Below are 16,823 nucleotides of genomic sequence, written 5' to 3'. Positions count from 1 at the left end.
GCCGGCGGGCCGTTGTTCGGCCTGCCGTGTCGCAGTCTTGTTGCTTCCGCAGCGCTTGTCCAGTGCGATTGCGGCGCGGTGGCCTGCCCGCTATAGCTCGTGCCGGCCGCATGAAGCCGAGAGGACAGCCATGACCGATCTTTCCGACGACACCGCCGATGCACGCATCGCCCGCCTGGAAGAGCATGTCGCCCACCAGGCCCATACGATCGAGGAACTCTCCGACCAGCTCGCCGAGCAATGGCGTGTGGTCGAGCAGATCCGGACGAAGCTCGACCGCCTGACGGAGCGCTTTCTCATGCTGGAGGAAGGGTCGCGCGAGGCCCCGGCCATCACCCGCCCGCCGCATTACTGAGCGGGCAGCGCCGCAGGCGGTTTTCGCAGGAAGGGTCATGCCCGGAAACGGAATCGGCCCGTCTGCTTGGCGCAAACGGGCCGTCCGATACCTTAGTAGGGGCAGGTCTCGTCCGACATGTAGTCGTGGACCTTCACCGTGCCGGCGATGATGTCGGCGCGCGCCTTGTCGATGGCGGCCTTCATTTCCGGGGTGACGAGCGAGGCGTTGTTGTCGTCCAGGGCCACGTCGACGCCGTTCTCCTTCAGGCCGAGCACGTTGATGCCGGGCTGGAACTTGTCGTCCTTGGCCGACATGAAGGCGTCGTAGACGGCGACGTCCACGCGCTTGACCATCGAGGTCAGCACCTTGCCCGGATGCAGGCCGTTCTGGTTGGAATCCACGCCGATGCCGAGCTTGCCCGCGTCGGCCGCAGCCTGCAGGACGCCCACGCCCGTGCCGCCGGCGGCGTGGTAGACCACGTCGGAGCCCTGGTCGAACTGCGACTTGGCGATTTCACCGCCCTTGACCGGGTCGTTCCAGGCGTCCGGCGTCGTGCCGGTATAGGCTTCGAGCACGTTGTAGTCGGCGCCCAGCGACTTGGCGCCGCCGATATAGCCGCAGGCGAACTTGTGGATCAGCGGAATGTCCATGCCGCCGACGAAGGAGACGGTCTTCGACTTGGAGGCCATGCCCGCCATGATGCCGGCGAGCCACGAGCCTTCCTCTTCCTTGAAGACGACGGAGCGCACGTTCGGCTTGTCGACGACCATGTCGATGATGGCGAACTTGGTGTCGGGATACTCGGCTGCGACCTTCTCAAGCTGCGCGGCCCAGGAGAAACCGGCCATCACGATCGGATTGTTGCCGTCGCCGGCGAAGCGGCGAAGCGCCTGCTCGCGCTGGGCGTCGTTGGCGATTTCGAATTCGCGGTATTCGATGCCGGTCTCGGTCTTGAACTTTTCCGCGCCGTTATAGGCCGCTTCGTTGAAGGATTTGTCGAACTTGCCGCCGAGATCGTAGATGATCGCGGGCTTGATGTCTGCGGCAAGCGCGCTCGCCGACATGGCAGCGGTGGCAAGAAGGGTGAGAAGGGTTTTTTTCATTGTGCAGCCCTGTTCGCTATTGATCTTATAGGGATCTTCCGGGCTGCGCCTCACGCAGCGCGCACCGAAGTCACCGACCCTTTCCCTTGGGTCAGGCTGGCGGCATCCTTGCACGGCGTTTGGAAAAATTCACCAGAAATTTTTCAGTTGGTAAAAATATCGTCCGCCGCCAACAGGGGTTTCGACCCGTTGGCGGCGGCGTGTGGAGAGGTCAGGTCTGGCGGCTCTCAACCGATGGCGCAGGCCACCCCGGTGCCGCGCAGGCCGCAATAACCGCCCGGATTCTTGGCGAGATACTGCTGGTGCTCCTCCTCCGCGAAGTAGAGCGGCCCTGCCTTGGCGATCTCGGTCGTGATGCGGTCGCGCCGCCCGGCGGCGTCGAGCGCCTTCTGGTAGGCGTCGCGGGCCTGGCGCGCGATGGCGAGATCCGCCTCGTCGTCGAGATAGATCGCCGAGCGGTAGGTCGTGCCGACATCGTTGCCCTGGCGCATGCCCTGGGTGGGATCGTGCGCCTCGAAGAACGCCTTCAGGAGGGGCTGGAGCGAGACTTCCGCGGGGTCGTAGACGACGAGCACCACTTCCGTATGCCCGGTCAGGCCCGTCGTGGTCTCGCGATAGGTCGGGTTGGGCGTGAAACCGCCGGCATAGCCGACGGCGGTCACCCATACGCCGGGAATCTGCCAGAGCAGGCGTTCCGCGCCCCAGAAGCAGCCCATGCCGAGCAGCACGGTCTTGTATCCCGCGGGATAGGGCCCCTTGAGCGGCCGTCCGTTGACGAAATGGGTCGCGGCTGTGGGAATGGCGTTCTCGCGGCCGGGCAGGGCTGCCTCCGGCGCGGGCATGACGGTCTTCTTGCTGAACATGTCGATATTGAACATGGTGGCCTCCTGGCCGGGCCGCTTTCGTCGCGGCGGTTGGTGTCAGGCGGTGAAGCGGCCGGCAATCGGCGGCCGCCTGTAGGCGATGATCCAGAAGAACAGCGACACGGCGAGCAGCACGGCAAAGGCCGGCTGCGACAGCACCCACATCGCCGCCGGATCCCAGACATAGGGATGGAGATGGCGCATGATGCCATCGGCGACAAGGGCGATCGTATCGGGGCTCGCGGTGCTCCAGGCAACGGCGAGCGGCGTCAGCACGGGTTCGGAGGCCGACACGGACTGGATCGCATCGATCGTGCCCGCCATGACGGCAACCACGAGGGCAAACAGGCTGATCGCCTTGAGGATGAACCGTATCATCGACCTTCTCCGCGCGCGGTTTGCGCACCGCTTCTCCGGCTTCCATAGATAAGAAGGCGACGGGCCCTGCGCAATCCCTCGGGCTTTGGCGAAGAACCTTCAAAAATCTGTCAGAAAGCGGTTGATCCCTCGTCAAACCTCGGTATATATCGCGCCGTCTCGCAGAGCTTGAAAAGGCCGAAGCGACCCGCGCCGGACTGACCGTCGGCGACGAGCGGACGGACAGGTGGCCGAGTGGTTGAAGGCGCACGCCTGGAACGCGTGTATAGGGGAAACTCTATCGAGGGTTCGAATCCCTCTCTGTCCGCCATTTTCCGTCCATAGCCCTCTTTACTGCGATCGTAGCCGCCCCCGCTGACCGGGTGCGAAAGCAAGCGCGTCGTGCGCGCCTCTCCAGGTCCGGCGGGATGGGCGCGGTCGTTCAGGCGAGGGCGGCCCGGACGATGGCGCGATCCCTCTGGCGTTCCGTCGCCGTCAAGCGAAAGGCACGTTGCATCCGCAACGGTTCCGTATCCTCGATCCTGCGGGCCAAGGCCCGATCTTCCCGGTCGGCCCAAGCCCACAGGCGCATCAGCCGGCCGTCGGTCACGATCCGCCGAAGAGCGTCCAGTGCGAGCCGGTCCAAGGCGCCGATACCGTTGCGCAGCAGGGGTTCGTCGGTGGCATCGTCCAGAACGTAGTAGGCGGCTTCGTCAACGAGATGCTCGTGGATCGTGAGATCGACCAGGACGGCCCGCGCCCGGGTCGAGTTCGCTCGTGCCAACCAGGAAAACAGAACGAAGGGGTCGACCCTGAGCATCAGGAGCGCTTCGACGATGCGTGCGGAAATATAGCTGTCCATGTCCCGGCCCGACTTGCGCGTGACACGTTCAAACGGAACGGGATCGCCGCCATCAAACCAGTTCGACGCGACGCTGCAGAACAGGGCGCGCAGGCCATCCTGTTCCTCCTTCGGCCAGCGCCAGAGCCCCAGCCGCATGGCGCCTTCCATCGGAAAATAATCATTCTCAAAGTTCAGGAATGTCAATTCCAGCCCGCGGGGCAGCCAATGCAGGAACGTGTCGCGGCCACCGGAGCAGTTCGGATGTTCGAAGTAGATCTGCGCGAAGCTTTCGAGGGTGGCGCGACGCGGATCGCCCGCATCTCGCGTTCGCGCCTCCTCCTCGGGCGTAAAACATTGGCGGCACCAGCCCCAGTTGGGACGGTATCGGGAGAAAATCTCGTAGAGGTGCGAGAGGCAGCGACCGGCATCGGGAGGATTGCGATCGAAGCGATACAGGGTTTGCTCGACCCGGCGTTCTGATGGCAGTTGAAGATGCTTCAAGGAGCGGGCGTCCCGAGCGCACGATGGATCACGGCATAAGGCGATGAAACGTTCATTTGTTCTCCGCACAGACGCATCGCCTGCTTTCTGCCGATGATCGCTCAAAAGCGGATTGATCGCAAACCAACCATGAAATCCATCGCCTGCGACCTGACGCCTTGTCGCGGATGGGTGACCGCTATACTTCTTTCAAACGCCTCATGAGGAGGTCGAAGACGGAAGGAACCGCCATGGGAATTTTCAGCTCCATCAAGGAAAAGCTTTTCGGCAAGGCAGCACAGCCGGCCGCAGTCGAAACCGCATCGACGACGACGATCGGGGGCGCCGGCGTGGCGCCGGCGACCGCGGATGTTTCGGCCACGCCTTCTTTGAAGGACGACGCCACCGGCACGCTCGGGGGCACGCCCGCGGCCACGCCCCAATCGGTCCAGGCGGGCAATGTCGACGTGGCCGCCATTCTCGATGATGCGGTCGCCAAGAATGGCCAGAAGCTGGATTGGCGCCGCTCGATCGTCGATCTGATGAAGGCGCTCGGCATGGACGCGAGCCTCGCCGAGCGCAAGGAGCTCGCCGACGAACTCGGCTACACCGGCGACAAGGGCGACTCGGCCGCGATGAACATGTGGCTCCACAAGGCGCTCTTGAAGGCGCTCGCCGACAACGGCGGCAAGGTGCCCGCCGAACTGCTCGACTGAGACGCGTACGCATCAGCCACTCGCCCCCTAGGGCGGGTGGTGTCGGACAAAACGATGTCCGCTCCGCCGACGGCAAAAAACCGCTCACCCCTTGGGTGAGCGGTCAAATGTGCTGAACATGATCGGAACGGGATTACCAGGTCTGGCGACCGTACCAGTCGTCGATGTCCTTCTTGGTCTGATCCTTGGCGTAGCCGTAACGCTCCTGGATCTTGCCTTCCAGCTGGTCGCGCTTGCCGTCGATGACGTCGAGATCGTCGTCCGTGAGCTTGCCCCACTGTTCCTTGATCTTGCCCTTGACCTGCTTCCAGTTACCTTCGACGCGATTCCAGTCCATTTTTCTCTCCCTTTTAGGATCGTGATGGGAAGGAAATGCGCGGGACGCGATTTTGATCCATCGTGCCGATGCGATCTGCCATCTGGCTGTAATCATCGCCGTCTATATCCCGCCCATGGCAGCCGCGCCGCCTTTCCGGTGGCCCGCTTGCTCAACGGTCGCGCCGACGGGATAGCCCATGGTCAATATTGCGGTCGCCGGCATCGGTTATGTCGGTCTTTCCAACGCCGTGCTGCTGGCGCAGCACAATGGCGTGGTCGCCTATGACATCACCGGCGAGCGGGTCGACAGCGTGAATGCCGGCATCTCGCCGGTGGCGGACGCCGAGATCGAGGATTACCTGCGGACGAAGCCTCTCCACCTGCGCGCCACCACGGACAAGATGGATGCGTTTGCCGAGGCGGATTTCGTCGTCGTCGCAACGCCCACCAATTACGACCCCGACTATAACCACTTCGATACGACGAGCGTCGAGGCCGTCATCGAGGATGTCAGGCAGGTGAACACGCAGGCCACCATCGTCATCAAGTCGACCATCCCCGTCGGCTATACACAATGGCTGCGCGCGGCCCGCGGCGATGAGAAAATCCTGTTTTCACCGGAATTCCTGCGCGAGGGCAGGGCGCTCTACGACAACCTGCATCCCTCGCGCATCGTCGTGGGCGCGGATACGCCGGAGGCGCACCAGTTTGCCGGGCTGCTACGGCAGGGCGCCGTGCGGGACGATGTCCCGGTGCTGTTTACCGGCCCGGGCGAGGCCGAGGCGATCAAGCTTTTCGCCAACACTTACCTTGCCATGCGCGTCGCCTATTTCAACGAGCTCGATTCCTACGCCATGACGCATGGCATCGACACGCGCGCGATCATCGAGGGCGTTGGGCTCGATCCCCGCATCGGCCAGCACTACAACAATCCCTCCTTCGGCTATGGCGGTTACTGCCTGCCCAAGGATACGCGCCAGCTGCTCTCCAACTTCAGCAATGTGCCGCAGAACCTGATCCGCGCCATCGTGGATGCCAATGCGACACGCAAGGATTTCCTTGCCGACGACATCGCCGCCCGCGACCCTGATGTGGTCGGCGTCTACCGGCTGGCGATGAAGACGGGATCGGACAATTTCCGCGAATCCTCGGTCCAGGGCGTCATGCAGCGCCTCACGGCGCGCGGCATTCCCGTGATCGTCTATGAGCCGGATTTTCCAGGCGAAACGGTCTTCCGCCACGAGATCGTGCGTGACCTGGAGGCCTTCAAGCAGCGCGCCGATATCATCATTGCCAACCGCCACGCCGACGATCTCGGTGATGTCGCCGGCAAGGTCTATACCCGCGACGTCTTCGGCCGCGACTGACCGACCGGACGCACGGGCCGCGAGGACCCGTGCGTTATGACGAAATTCCTTAGCCGGCGAAATCTTCCGGCAGCAGGCCTTCGGGCATGTTCTGGTAGGAAACCGGGCGTAGGAAGCGGCGGATCGACATCGTGCCGACGCTGGTCGCGCCGAAATTGGTCGACGCCGGATACGGCCCGCCATGCACCATGGAATCCACCACCTCGACGCCGGTCGGGAAGCCGTTGACAAGCACACGGCCGGCCTTGCGCTCGAGGATCGGGCGCAGGCGCCTGGCATCGTCGAGATCGCCGGCATCCATATGGATGGTCGCCGTCAGCTGGCCCTCGAACTTGCGCGCCAGCGTCTCCATCTCGTCGACCGAGCCGACGCGCACGACGAGACCGAGCGGGCCGAACACCTCTTCGGAGAGCGCGTGGTCGGCCAGGAAATGGTCGCCGGAGATTTCGAACAGGTTCGGCAGCGCCTCACGGCCGGTGGACTCGGTCGTCAGCAGCGGCTTCACCGTGTTGCGGCTTTCGAAACGCGCCTGGCCGTCGTGATAGGCCTTGGCGATGCCGTCCGTCAGCATGGTCTGCGCGCCGACCTTCGAAAGGGCCTCGACGGCGGCGGCGGTGAAGCGGTCGGCATCGGGGCCGTCGGTGACGACGGCGATGCCCGGATTGGTGCAGAACTGGCCCGCACCCATGGTGAGCGAGCCCGCCCAGCCCTGGCCGAGCCCTTCCGCCCGCGCCTTGAGCGCTTCGGGCAGCAGGAACATCGGGTTGACGGAGCCGAGCTCGCCGAAGAAGGGGATCGGCTCGGGGCGCGCGGCGCACAGGTTGAACAGCGCGCGGCCGCCGGCAAGCGAGCCGGTGAAGCCGACGGCCTTGATGAGCGGGTGCTGTACCACGGCCTCGCCGACCTGGCGGTTGCCGCCCTGGATCAGCGAGAAGACGCCCGGATGAACGCCGGTCTTCCGGATGGCGGCCAGCACGGCCTCCGCGACGATCTCGCCGGTGCCGGGATGGGCCGAATGACCCTTGACCACGACGGGGCAACCGGCGGCCAGCGCGGCCGCGGTGTCGCCGCCGGCGGTGGAGAAGGCGAGCGGGAAGTTCGAGGCGCCGAACACCGCCACCGGGCCGATCGGCCGCTGGATCAGGCGGATTTCGGGACGCGGCGCCGGCTGGCGATCGGGCAGGGCGGCGTCGAAGCGGCGGTCGAGATAATCGCCCTTCTCGATGTGATCGGCAAAGAGCCGCAGCTGGCCGGTCGTGCGGCCGCGTTCACCCTGCAGGCGCGCCACCGGCAGGCCGGTTTCCTGCGTGCCGATCTCGGTGATGGCATCCGCGCGCGCCTCGATCTCGTCGGCGATGGCGCGCAGGAAGGCGGCGCGCGTGGCGCGCGAGGAATAGCCGTAGCTGAGGAACGCCTCTTCGGCGGCCTCGGCGGCGCGGTTCACCAGCTCGACCGTGCCCACGGCGAAATCGTAGGAGGGGCCATGCGCCGGTGTGGAGGCGAAGGTGCCGTTGCCGTCGAGCCATTGTCCGGCCACGAGGTGTTTGCCGTTGGGAGTGAAAGCCATTTCAGGAACCTTTCTCACGGGAAGGGGATAGCCGTCGCAAAACCGCGCGGGGCGAATTGAACTTGTCGGGGGGTTCTATACGCTGTGGGTACAAATGTTCAATCGCTTACCCGTCGTAATAGCCAGCCTTGAAGAGATGATGATGACACAAGACACCCACCTGACGATCGCCGCCCTGCATGCCCGCGTGGAAGCCATCTTCCGCCGCGCGGGCCTCAACGAGCGGCAGGCGGGGGCGCTTTCCCGTGTCATCGTGGCCGGCGAGCGGGATGCCTGCAAGTCCCACGGCATCTACCGCATCGAAGGCGCGCTGCGCACCGTCAAGGCCGGCAAGGTCAAGCCGGATGCCGTGCCGGTCCTCGATGCCAACGAGGGGTCGGCCATCGTGAAGGTCAACGCCGACGGCGGCTTCGCCAACACCGCCTTCGAACTGGGCCTGCCGGTTCTCGCCGAGCGCACCCGCGCGCTCGGCATTGCAGCACTTGTCATCAACGACTGCACGCATTTCTCGGCACTCTGGCCGGAGGTCGAGGCCGTGACGAAGGAGGGGCTTGCCGCGCTCGTCATGTGCCCGAGCTATGCCACGGTCGCGCCGACGGGCGGCACCAGGCCGCTGCTCGGCACCAATCCCTTCGCCTTCGGCTGGCCGCGCAAGAATGCGCCGCCCTATGTCTTCGACTTCGCGACATCGGTGGCCGCCCGCGGTGAGATCGAGCTGCACCGGCGCGCCGGCAAAAAGCTGCCCGAAGGCTGGGCGATCGATGCCGACGGCAATCCGACGACCGATCCCGAAGCCGCGCTCGCCGGCGCCATGCTGCCCTTCGGCGGCCACAAGGGTTCGGCCATCGGCACGATGATCGAGCTTCTCGGCGCCATCATGATCGGCGATCTCACCAGCCCGGAAGTGCTCGATTATCTCGGCACGACGACGCTCGCGCCCTTTCACGGCGAGCTCATCATCGCCATGTCGCCGGAAGCCTTCGCCAAGGGCCGGCCCGGTGATCCCTTCGCCCGCGCCGAACAGCTCTTCGAAGCCATTGTCGGCGGCGGCGCCCGCCTGCCGTCGCAACGCCGTTTCGCCGCCCGGAAGGTCTCCGAAACCGATGGCATCAAGCTCACCGCCGCCGAAACCGAACAGCTCGACCGTCTGCTGGACAAGGGACTGGACGTCGTCGCGTGATGAAACCGCAACTTCGTTAGCCGGCGAAGGATAACGGAACGCCCAAGGTGAGATTACCAACAAAAAAGCCCTCCACGCGGAGGGCTTTTCGGTCATGCGGTTTGCGTCTCAGACCTTGTAGCTCTGCACGGCGCCCGGCAGCTGGCTCCAGGCGGCGTACCAGGTGTCGAACAGTTTCAGCTGGCTTTCGACATAGCCGCGCTGGCTTTCCGAGAGCGCGTCGGTCTCGTTGAAGTGCAGCGTGTATTCGGCGTCGCCCTTCAACACCATCATGTGCTTGAAATAGAGCACGAGATCGGGGCCTTCGTCGAAGGAGGAGAGCACGGCAAGCGCCGATTCCAGCTCCAGCGCACGCTGGCGCGCGTCCGGGTCGCCCTTGGCCGCGCCCTGGGCGAGGCTGCACAGGTGCAGCACTTCCTTGGGCAGCACGCAGCCGATGCCGGTGATCGCGCCGACGGCGCCGCAATTGACGAAGCCGTGGAACACGCAGGTATCGACGCCGATCATCAGCGACACGTCGTCGTCGCGGCTGGTGATCGTCTCGGCCGCATAGCGCATGTCGGCCGCGCCGCCGAATTCCTTGAAGCCCACGAGGTTCTTGTGCTCCTCGCGCAGCGCGAAGAACAGGTCGGCGCGGGTGGCGAAGCCGTAATACGGGCTGTTGTAGATGACGGCAGGCAGATCCGGCGCGGCACTCAGGATGGCCTTGAAGTGGTTCTTCTGCGCGGCGATGACGGAACCGCGCGACAGCACGCGGGGGATGACCATCAGGCCCTGTGCGCCGACCTTCTGCGCATGGGCGGCATGCGCCACGGCCGAGGCGGTGTTGACGGCGCCCGTGCCGACGATGACGGGAATGCCGGCCTTCACCAGTCGCTCCACGCCTTCCATGCGCTGCGCGTCGGTGAGCAGCGGCCAGTCACCCATCGAGCCGCAATAGACCACGGCCGACATGCCCTTGCCGATCAGCTCCTTGCCCTTGCGCACCAGCGCGTCGAAATCCGGCGTGCGGTCGTCCTTGCAGGGCGTCATCAGGGCGGGGATCACGCCGGAAAAAATCTGCGCCTTCATGTCGGTCTCCTCTGGGGCTTTGGGAATGTCGGCAGCGTCCGCGCCGCCAATCATCGTTCTGCAGCGTGATATATCAGTTTGTATTCTATTTGTCGACAGAAAAGATTCGAGCGTGTTTAAAGCGGGATATCGAGCCTGTCGTTGCGGCTGAACAGCGCCTGCACCTGCGCGACGATCGCCTCCGCATGGGTCTTGCCCAGCCGGTCGGCCGCGTCGAGGTCGCGCGCCTCGATGGCGGCGATGATGTCGGCGTGCTCGTCGACGAAGCGTTGCGGGAACTGCTCCTCGTAGGAGCGGTAATAGAGGTGCAGCATGCGTCGCGACTCATCGAGCAGCCGGCTGAACAGGCCGGTGAAATAGGGGTTGCGGCCCGCCTCCGCGATGGCGGCGTGGAAAGCGGCGTTGGTGGCGATCATCGCTGACGTGTCGCGCGCGGCCACAGTGGCCGCGTATTCGGCATGCAGGCGGTGAAGGGCCGGAAGGTCCTCGGCGCGGTGGTTCTGCGCGGCCAGCCGCGTCGTCACGCGGTACATCAGCACCAGCGCGTCGAAGAGCGGGCTGAGATTCAGGAAGTCGATGGCCGATACCATGGTCGAGCGGTTCGGCAGCGTCTCGATCAGCCCCTCGCCGGAAAGCCGTACCAGCGCCTCGCGGATCGGCGTGCGCGACATGCCGAAGCGCTCGGCAAGCTGCACCTCGTCGATCGGGCTGCCCGGCGCGAGCTTCAGGTCGAGAATCTCGTCGCGCAGGAGGTCATAGACCATCCTGGCGCCGGAGCCGCGCTTGCGTTCGGAGAGGGTGTCGCTCATCGGGGATATCCTGTTGTCGACAAGACAAATACAGCGTCTGGACGATGCCATCAATCGCCGGGGTGCACGAAGCCGCGCGCCGTCGACCGACACGGAGGCGTCACCGCTGGTCGCATGCAATAAGAGCGATCGTTCGTCGCTTGCCACGCAGGGAAGAGAGAGAGATTTCCCTGCCGGTTATCCTACTCAGTTGCTGGTCGGCGCGGTCCGTATCGCGATGGTTCCAATATGCCGCTGAAGAGTGCCGCGTGCATAAACGTGCCCGACACCAAAGCCACTTGGCATCACCGTCAAAACCCTCTACTGCAAGTCATCTGATGATTTTATGAGTTGACGATGCAGACGATCAGCAAGACGTCTCTCGCGGAGACCGCCGCGCAGGCGATCCGCGCCGAAATCCTCTCCCGTCGCTGGGCGGTGGGCGAAAAGCTTCCCAACGAGGCGACGTTGTGCGCCATGCTGTCCGTCAGCCGCGGCACGGTGCGCGAGGCGGTGCGTGTTCTGGTCTCGCAAGGCTATCTCGAAACGCGGCAGGGCTCGGGCACCTATGTCCTGTCCGTCGCCGATGCCGCGGGCCCGCTGGTCATGGCGCGGCGCGCCGGCCTGCGTGACCAGTTCGAGACGCGGCTTGCGCTCGATACGGAGGCGGCTCGCCTCGCCGCGATCAGGCACGATGCCGCCGATATCGCAAAGCTGCGGGTGCTGCTGGCTGCCCGCGGCCCCTCTGATGGCGCCGACTTCATCGCGCGCGACCTCGCCTTCCATCGCGCCGTCGTCGCGGCCTCGCGCAATAGCGTGCTGATTGGCATGTACGATTTCTTCGCCACGCTGATTGCCGAGACCATCGCGGCGACGCTCGGCGCGGACCTGCCGGAGCCTGATGCGGCGGCCCACGCTGCCATCATCGATGCCATTGCGGCCGGCAGCCCTGATGCGGCGGATGCCGCCGTGCGCGCGCTCACGGCGCCCGTGCTTTCCGCCCTCGACCGGCTGCTGCTGTCATGACCGCGCGCCCCGATCCCGGTTCCATCGAGCGCATGGAAGCCGAAGAAGGAAGCGTGCCGCACCGGCCGAAAAGCGGTCTCGCGCGCTTCCTGCTCGGCCTGAGCCTCATGCTCATCGCCTTCAACCTGCGGCCGCTGTTTTCCAGCGCGTCGGCGCTCCTGCCGGAAATCCGCGAAGTGCTCGGCCTGTCGGCCACCGGGGCCAGCCTGCTGACGACGCTGCCCGTCGTCTGCCTCGGCCTCTTCTCGCCGCTTGCGCCGCGTCTTGCCCAGCGAATCGGCACGGAGCGCACGCTGCTGGGCGTGGTCGTGCTGCTGGCGCTCGGCACGGGCATGCGCGGTCTCTCCTCCATTCCTCTGCTCTTCCTCGGCACCGCACTTGCCGGCGCCTGCATCGCGGTCGGCAATGTGCTGCTGCCCGGCCTGGTCAAGCGCGATTTTCCCGACAAGGCCGCGCTGATGACGGGCCTCTACACCATGACCATGTGCGCCGGTGCGGCCGGCGCCGCCGGGCTGACGCTGCCGATCGAACACGTGCTCGGCGGCTCGCTTCCCGCCGCGCTGGCGGTGTGGGCGCTGCCGGCCCTCGTCGTCAGCCTGCTCTGGCTGCCGCAGGTGGTGATGAGCCGCGGCCAGGTCCGCCGCGTGGCCGTGCGTGTCGAAGGCCTGTGGCGTGATCGTCTCGCCTGGCACGTCACGCTGTTCATGGGCCTGCAATCCGCGCTTGCCTATTGCGTCTTCGGCTGGCTGGTGCCGATCCTGCGCGAACGCGGCCTCGATGGCGTGACGGCCGGTGCCGTCGTCTCGGTCTCCGTCATGGTGCAGGCCGTCGCCTGCCTCGTGGCGCCGCATCTGGCGGTGCGCGGCCGCGACCAGCGGCTGATCAATGTCGCGCTGTGTGCCGTCGCCGTCGTCGCGCTGATCGGCCTGCTTTTCGCGCCGCTGTGGTCCGTCTGGTTCTGGGCGGCGCTGCAGGGCATCGGGCAGGGCGGGCTGATCGCGGTGGCGCTCACCGTCATCGTTCTGCGCTCGCCCGAACCCATCGTCGCCGCGCATCTCTCCGGCATGGCGCAATGCGTCGGCTATCTGCTCGCGGCCATCGGCCCGCTCGTCGTCGGCCTCATTCGCGGCTGGACGGGCAGCTTTGCCTGGAGCGCCGCGCTCTTCGTGCTGCTGGGCCTGGGCGCGTCCGTCAACGGCTGGTTTGCCGGGCGCGCGCTCTACGTCAAGACGCGGGTGGTGGAGGCATAGGGCCGCACGACCCCGTTTTCCGTCACGATCACGTCCATCGCAATGTCGTGCGGCTGTGGATGGATCGTCGCGCACCGCGCGCCGCTGTAGCCGACACCGATAGCGCGCGGCCTGCGCGGCAGGGCGGCGAGTGTGCGGTCGAAGAAGCCGCCGCCATAGCCCAGCCGGTAGCAGGCCGGGTCATAGCCGACGACGGGCGCGAGCACGATATCGGGAATGACGGGCGCATGCGCGGCGGGGATCGGGATGTTCCACACGCCCCGTTCAAGCGGATCGCCCGGCCGCCAGGCATGAAATTCCAGCGGCTGGCCCTTGGCGATCACCACCGGCAGCGCGGTTCGCGCGCCCGAGCCGGCGAGGTTTTGCAGGAGCGGGCGCAGGTCCGGTTCGCCGCGAAACGGCCAGTAGCCGCTGACCACGAGCCCCGCGGCCGCACCGATCTCCGCCAGCACCTGTTCGGCGATCGAGGCCCCGAACGCCGCCCGTGTCTCGGCCGGCACGGCAAGACGCGCGGCGATCAGCCGGTCCCGCTCGGCCTTGCGCCAGCGGTTGACCTGCGGCCAGTCACGCGGGGCGGCGGGGTTAGGCAGGCCGGCATAGGCGGGGTCGACCTCGTGCAGGAAGCAGGCCGGCGAGGCGAGGGAAGCGGGCTTGTTATCGTCATCCATGATCCATCCCCTTGCGAGAACGCCATCGGGCCCATGCGAGAACACCGTCGGGCGAGGATTGCGCGCTTTCGCCCCTTCAGCAAACGAATTCAGCGCTGGCGGCTCCGGATCCGGTTGGCGACAACCACCTCTGCCGCCTTCGACTTGACTTTGCGCCCCTGCTCACCCCATCATATGGGCATGATGACGACGCCTTCCATTGCCCGGTTCCTGAAACGGTTGTTTCCTCTCGCAGGACACTAGCCCCTCGGCTCGGTCGCGTCGCGCCCCGGCCGCGGGGCATTGCGGTTCTGTGAATTTGCAGACACCGCACCGGTAAAGCGCGACATCATCCCCCTGTTTCAGATTTCCGTGTGCCCGCTGGGCCGCGAAGTACCGTGTCGTGAGGTTTCCATGACCGCAAAGACCAAGGGCACCCGCCTGCCCGCCATCACCATCGCGCGTTCCGAACATGCGCGCCTGTCCAATCTCGCCGACATGCTGGCCGAGCGCGATCCGCATTCGGCCGAGCAGCTGGCGACCGAGCTCGACCGCGCCAGGGTCATCGATGATGCGCGCATGGCGCCCGGCATCGTGCGCATGGGCTCCGTCGTCGAATTCCGGATCGACGAGGAGCCGCCGCAGACGGCCGAGCTTGTCTTTCCCAAGGATGCCGATATCGCCCGCAAGCGCATCTCCGTGCTGACATCGGTCGGCGCTGCGCTCATCGGCATGTCGGCCGGTCATGGGATCGAATGGGCCGCGCGGGACGGTAAACCGCGCCGCCTCGCGGTCATCGCCGTGCATGACGGCGTGCCGGACGCCCACGCGTCTTAGGATCGCGAAGAACGCCATGAAATTCCTGACTTTTCCCGCATCCGGGCGCATCGGAGGCTGCCTCGTCGCAGGATCGTGACCCCCTGTGCCGTGCACGGCCAGGGGGGCTCTCCACCATGGATATCTGGAACCCGCCCTCCGGGCGGATGGAGAACACGATGAAACGCGAACCGGGAATGCTAGTGGCGCGCGACGCCTATGTGCTGGAAAAGATGGCGCGCGGCCGCCCGCCGCTGACACGGGAATGGCAGGCGCTGCTCGACCGCAAGCTTGCCAGCGCCCGCCTGCCGGAATGTGGCTCCGTGCCCTCTGGGCTTGCAATGATCGATGCGCGCGTGACCTTCCACTGCGCAAGCGGGCTCACCGATACGCGCACGCTCTGCCTTCCCGGCACCTACGTGCCCGGTGGCGCCTTCCTGCCGATCACCACCTTTTACGGCCTTGCGCTGCTAGGGCTTCGCGAAGGCGAGAGGATCGCCTTTGCCCGCCCCGAGGGCCGGCGCGACTGGCTCGTGCTGGATCGCGTGCATTTCCAGCCGTCGGCGGATGACGCCGCGCCGGAGCAAAGGCCGGCCTTCCGCCTCGTCTCGGGCGGGCTGGAAGACCGCAGTTTCGTTCCCGCCAACGAAAACGGCCCGGGAGAAGGTCCCGGGCCGTCGGCTGCCTGAAAGGGGCGAAGCGATCAGATCACGCCCTGCGCGCGCATGGCTTCCGCCACGCGGATGAAGCCCGCGATATTGGCGCCGAGCACATAGTTGCCCTTGGCGCCATATTCGTCCGCCGTCTCGGCGCAACGGTCGTGAATGCCCTGCATGATCTGGCCGAGGCGTTCGCGGGCCTGTTCGAAGCTCCAGCTGTCGCGGCTGGCATTCTGCTGCATTTCGAGCGCCGACGTGGCGACGCCGCCGGCATTGGCCGCCTTGCCCGGGCCGAACAGCACGCCCGATTCCTGGAAGGCGCGCACGGCTTCCGGCGTGGACGGCATGTTGGCGCCTTCCGCAACCGCGATGACGCCGTTGGCGATCAGCGTCTTGGCGTCCTTGCCGGTCAGCTCGTTCTGCGTGGCGCAGGGCAGCGCCACGTCGCAGGTCACGTCCCAGATCGAACCCTTGCCGGTCGGAATGAAATGCGCCGATTTCTTCACCCGCACATAGTCCGACATGCGCTCGCGGCGCACTTCCTTGATGTCCTTGACGAGGTCGAGGTCGATGCCGTCTGCGTCATGCACATAGCCGCTGCTGTCGGAGCAGGCGACGACGGTCGCGCCATACTTGATCGCCTGTTCCATGGCGTAGACGGCGACATTGCCGGAGCCGGAGACCGTGACCTTCTTGCGCTCGAAATCCGTACCGCGGCTTTCGAGCATGGCGCGGGTGAAGTAGACCGCGCCGTAGCCGGTCGCCTCCTTGCGCACCAGCGAGCCGCCATAGCTCAGGCCCTTGCCGGTGAAGACGCCGGCCTCGAAGCGGTTGGTGAGGCGCTTGTACTGGCCGAACATCCAGCCGATCTCGCGGCCGCTCACGCCGATGTCGCCGGCCGGCACGTCCGTGTGCTCGCCGAGATGGCGGTGCAGTTCGGTCATGAAGGACTGGCAGAAGCGCATGATCTCGCCTTCCGAGCGCCCCTTCGGGTCGAAGTCCGAGCCGCCCTTGCCGCCGCCGATCGGCAGGCCCGTCAGCGCGTTCTTGAAGATCTGCTCGAAGCCGAGGAACTTGATGATGCCGAGATTGACGGAGGGGTGGAAGCGCAGGCCGCCCTTGTAGGGACCGAGCGCCGAGTTGAACTGCACGCGGAAGCCGCGGTTGATGTGCACCTGTCCCTTGTCGTCCACCCACGGCACGCGGAAGATGATCTGGCGCTCCGGCTCGCAGATGCGCTCGATCAGCGCATCCTTCAGGTAGTCCGGATGCTTCGTCACGACGAGCCCCAGGCTCTCCAGCACTTCGCGCGCTGCCTGGTGGAATTCCGGTTCGGCCGGGTTGCGCTGTAGAACCTGGGCGAGGATCGGTTCAAGCTTTTCATCGACGGTCGGCATCGCGACGCTCCTTCGTTTCATATTCGCAGTTCTTGGC

18 protein-coding genes and 1 tRNA gene are annotated in these 16,823 nt (G+C 65.7%); 9 read left to right on the top strand and 10 right to left on the bottom strand.

Annotated elements, in window-relative coordinates:
• Window positions 1-130: 130 nt before the first annotated feature.
• Window positions 131-355, top strand: coding sequence for a SlyX family protein (locus B5M41_RS15350; RefSeq protein ID WP_134650449.1), 225 nt, complete (start codon window positions 131-133; stop codon window positions 353-355).
• Between the two features lie 92 nt (window positions 356-447).
• On the opposite strand, the gene B5M41_RS15345 is transcribed toward B5M41_RS15350, so the two are convergent.
• From B5M41_RS15345 to B5M41_RS15335, 3 genes are all read right to left on the bottom strand, one after another.
• Window positions 448-1,440 carry a BMP family lipoprotein gene (locus B5M41_RS15345; RefSeq protein ID WP_134650448.1) on the bottom strand — a complete coding sequence of 331 codons (993 nt, stop codon included), beginning with the start codon at window positions 1,438-1,440 and terminating at the stop codon, window positions 448-450.
• Between the two features lie 227 nt (window positions 1,441-1,667).
• Complete coding sequence (msrA, locus tag B5M41_RS15340; protein WP_134650447.1) at window positions 1,668-2,318, bottom strand: peptide-methionine (S)-S-oxide reductase MsrA; 651 nt, start codon at window positions 2,316-2,318, stop codon at window positions 1,668-1,670.
• A gap of 42 nt (window positions 2,319-2,360) precedes the next feature.
• Window positions 2,361-2,681, bottom strand: a complete 321-nt coding sequence (locus B5M41_RS15335) for a hypothetical protein (protein ID WP_202402406.1) — start codon at window positions 2,679-2,681, stop codon at window positions 2,361-2,363.
• A gap of 220 nt (window positions 2,682-2,901) precedes the next feature.
• Between B5M41_RS15335 and B5M41_RS15330 the strand changes: the two genes are divergently transcribed.
• Window positions 2,902-2,991: transfer RNA gene (locus tag B5M41_RS15330), tRNA-Ser, on the top strand.
• Window positions 2,992-3,102: 111 nt separating this feature from the next.
• Here the strand turns inward: B5M41_RS15330 and B5M41_RS15325 are convergent.
• Window positions 3,103-4,005, bottom strand: coding sequence for a hypothetical protein (locus B5M41_RS15325; protein WP_134650446.1), 903 nt, complete (start codon window positions 4,003-4,005; stop codon window positions 3,103-3,105).
• A gap of 230 nt (window positions 4,006-4,235) precedes the next feature.
• Here B5M41_RS15325 and B5M41_RS15320 point away from each other — a divergent pair, with 230 nt between their 5' ends.
• A complete protein-coding gene (locus B5M41_RS15320) occupies window positions 4,236-4,700 on the top strand; it encodes a DUF3597 domain-containing protein (RefSeq protein WP_134650445.1) in 465 nt (154 codons plus the stop codon).
• A gap of 133 nt (window positions 4,701-4,833) precedes the next feature.
• Here B5M41_RS15320 and B5M41_RS15315 read toward each other — a convergent pair whose 3' ends face one another.
• Entirely contained in the window at window positions 4,834-5,037 is a 204-nt protein-coding gene (locus tag B5M41_RS15315; RefSeq protein WP_134650444.1) for a CsbD family protein, read from the bottom strand.
• 178 nt (window positions 5,038-5,215) lie between these two features.
• Between B5M41_RS15315 and B5M41_RS15310 the strand changes: the two genes are divergently transcribed.
• Complete coding sequence (locus B5M41_RS15310; RefSeq protein WP_134650443.1) at window positions 5,216-6,385, top strand: nucleotide sugar dehydrogenase; 1,170 nt, start codon at window positions 5,216-5,218, stop codon at window positions 6,383-6,385.
• Between the two features lie 49 nt (window positions 6,386-6,434).
• On the opposite strand, the gene B5M41_RS15305 is transcribed toward B5M41_RS15310, so the two are convergent.
• Window positions 6,435-7,952 carry an aldehyde dehydrogenase (NADP(+)) gene (locus B5M41_RS15305; protein WP_134650442.1) on the bottom strand — a complete coding sequence of 506 codons (1,518 nt, stop codon included), beginning with the start codon at window positions 7,950-7,952 and terminating at the stop codon, window positions 6,435-6,437.
• 142 nt (window positions 7,953-8,094) lie between these two features.
• Here B5M41_RS15305 and B5M41_RS15300 point away from each other — a divergent pair, with 142 nt between their 5' ends.
• The gene (locus B5M41_RS15300; RefSeq protein ID WP_134650441.1) at window positions 8,095-9,132 is read left to right on the top strand and encodes an Ldh family oxidoreductase; all 1,038 of its coding nucleotides are present in this window, start codon (window positions 8,095-8,097) and stop codon (window positions 9,130-9,132) included.
• A 108-nt stretch (window positions 9,133-9,240) separates the two neighbouring features.
• On the opposite strand, the gene B5M41_RS15295 is transcribed toward B5M41_RS15300, so the two are convergent.
• Together B5M41_RS15295 and B5M41_RS15290 are read right to left on the bottom strand one after the other, a co-directional pair.
• Complete coding sequence (locus tag B5M41_RS15295) at window positions 9,241-10,203, bottom strand: dihydrodipicolinate synthase family protein (RefSeq protein WP_134650440.1); 963 nt, start codon at window positions 10,201-10,203, stop codon at window positions 9,241-9,243.
• Window positions 10,204-10,319: 116 nt separating this feature from the next.
• A complete protein-coding gene (locus B5M41_RS15290; RefSeq protein WP_134650439.1) occupies window positions 10,320-11,012 on the bottom strand; it encodes a GntR family transcriptional regulator in 693 nt (230 codons plus the stop codon).
• A 336-nt stretch (window positions 11,013-11,348) separates the two neighbouring features.
• Between B5M41_RS15290 and B5M41_RS15285 the strand changes: the two genes are divergently transcribed.
• The gene (locus tag B5M41_RS15285) at window positions 11,349-12,017 is read left to right on the top strand and encodes a FadR/GntR family transcriptional regulator (RefSeq protein ID WP_134650438.1); all 669 of its coding nucleotides are present in this window, start codon (window positions 11,349-11,351) and stop codon (window positions 12,015-12,017) included.
• The gene (locus B5M41_RS15280) at window positions 12,014-13,267 is read left to right on the top strand and encodes a CynX/NimT family MFS transporter (RefSeq protein ID WP_134650437.1); all 1,254 of its coding nucleotides are present in this window, start codon (window positions 12,014-12,016) and stop codon (window positions 13,265-13,267) included. Before B5M41_RS15285 ends, B5M41_RS15280 begins: the two co-directional genes overlap by 4 nt.
• On the opposite strand, the gene B5M41_RS15275 is transcribed toward B5M41_RS15280, so the two are convergent.
• A complete protein-coding gene (locus B5M41_RS15275; RefSeq protein WP_134650436.1) occupies window positions 13,237-13,935 on the bottom strand; it encodes a 5-formyltetrahydrofolate cyclo-ligase in 699 nt (232 codons plus the stop codon). The genes B5M41_RS15280 and B5M41_RS15275 overlap by 31 nt on opposite strands.
• Before the next feature lie 393 nt (window positions 13,936-14,328).
• On the opposite strand from B5M41_RS15275, the gene rnk reads away from it, so the two are divergent.
• Both rnk and B5M41_RS15265 read left to right on the top strand, forming a co-directional pair.
• Complete coding sequence (gene rnk / locus B5M41_RS15270; protein WP_134650435.1) at window positions 14,329-14,751, top strand: nucleoside diphosphate kinase regulator; 423 nt, start codon at window positions 14,329-14,331, stop codon at window positions 14,749-14,751.
• A 158-nt stretch (window positions 14,752-14,909) separates the two neighbouring features.
• Entirely contained in the window at window positions 14,910-15,419 is a 510-nt protein-coding gene (locus B5M41_RS15265) for a hypothetical protein (protein ID WP_134650434.1), read from the top strand.
• 14 nt (window positions 15,420-15,433) lie between these two features.
• Here B5M41_RS15265 and gdhA read toward each other — a convergent pair whose 3' ends face one another.
• Window positions 15,434-16,786, bottom strand: coding sequence for an NADP-specific glutamate dehydrogenase (gdhA, locus tag B5M41_RS15260; protein ID WP_134650433.1), 1,353 nt, complete (start codon window positions 16,784-16,786; stop codon window positions 15,434-15,436).
• Window positions 16,787-16,823 lie beyond the last annotated feature (37 nt).

It is taken from the genome of Shinella sumterensis, from assembly GCF_004514425.2.
Lineage (GTDB): Bacteria > Pseudomonadota > Alphaproteobacteria > Rhizobiales > Rhizobiaceae > Shinella > Shinella sumterensis.
Note: the sequence above shows the minus strand (reverse complement) of the source record. Positions and strands in the feature narration are given on the sequence as shown.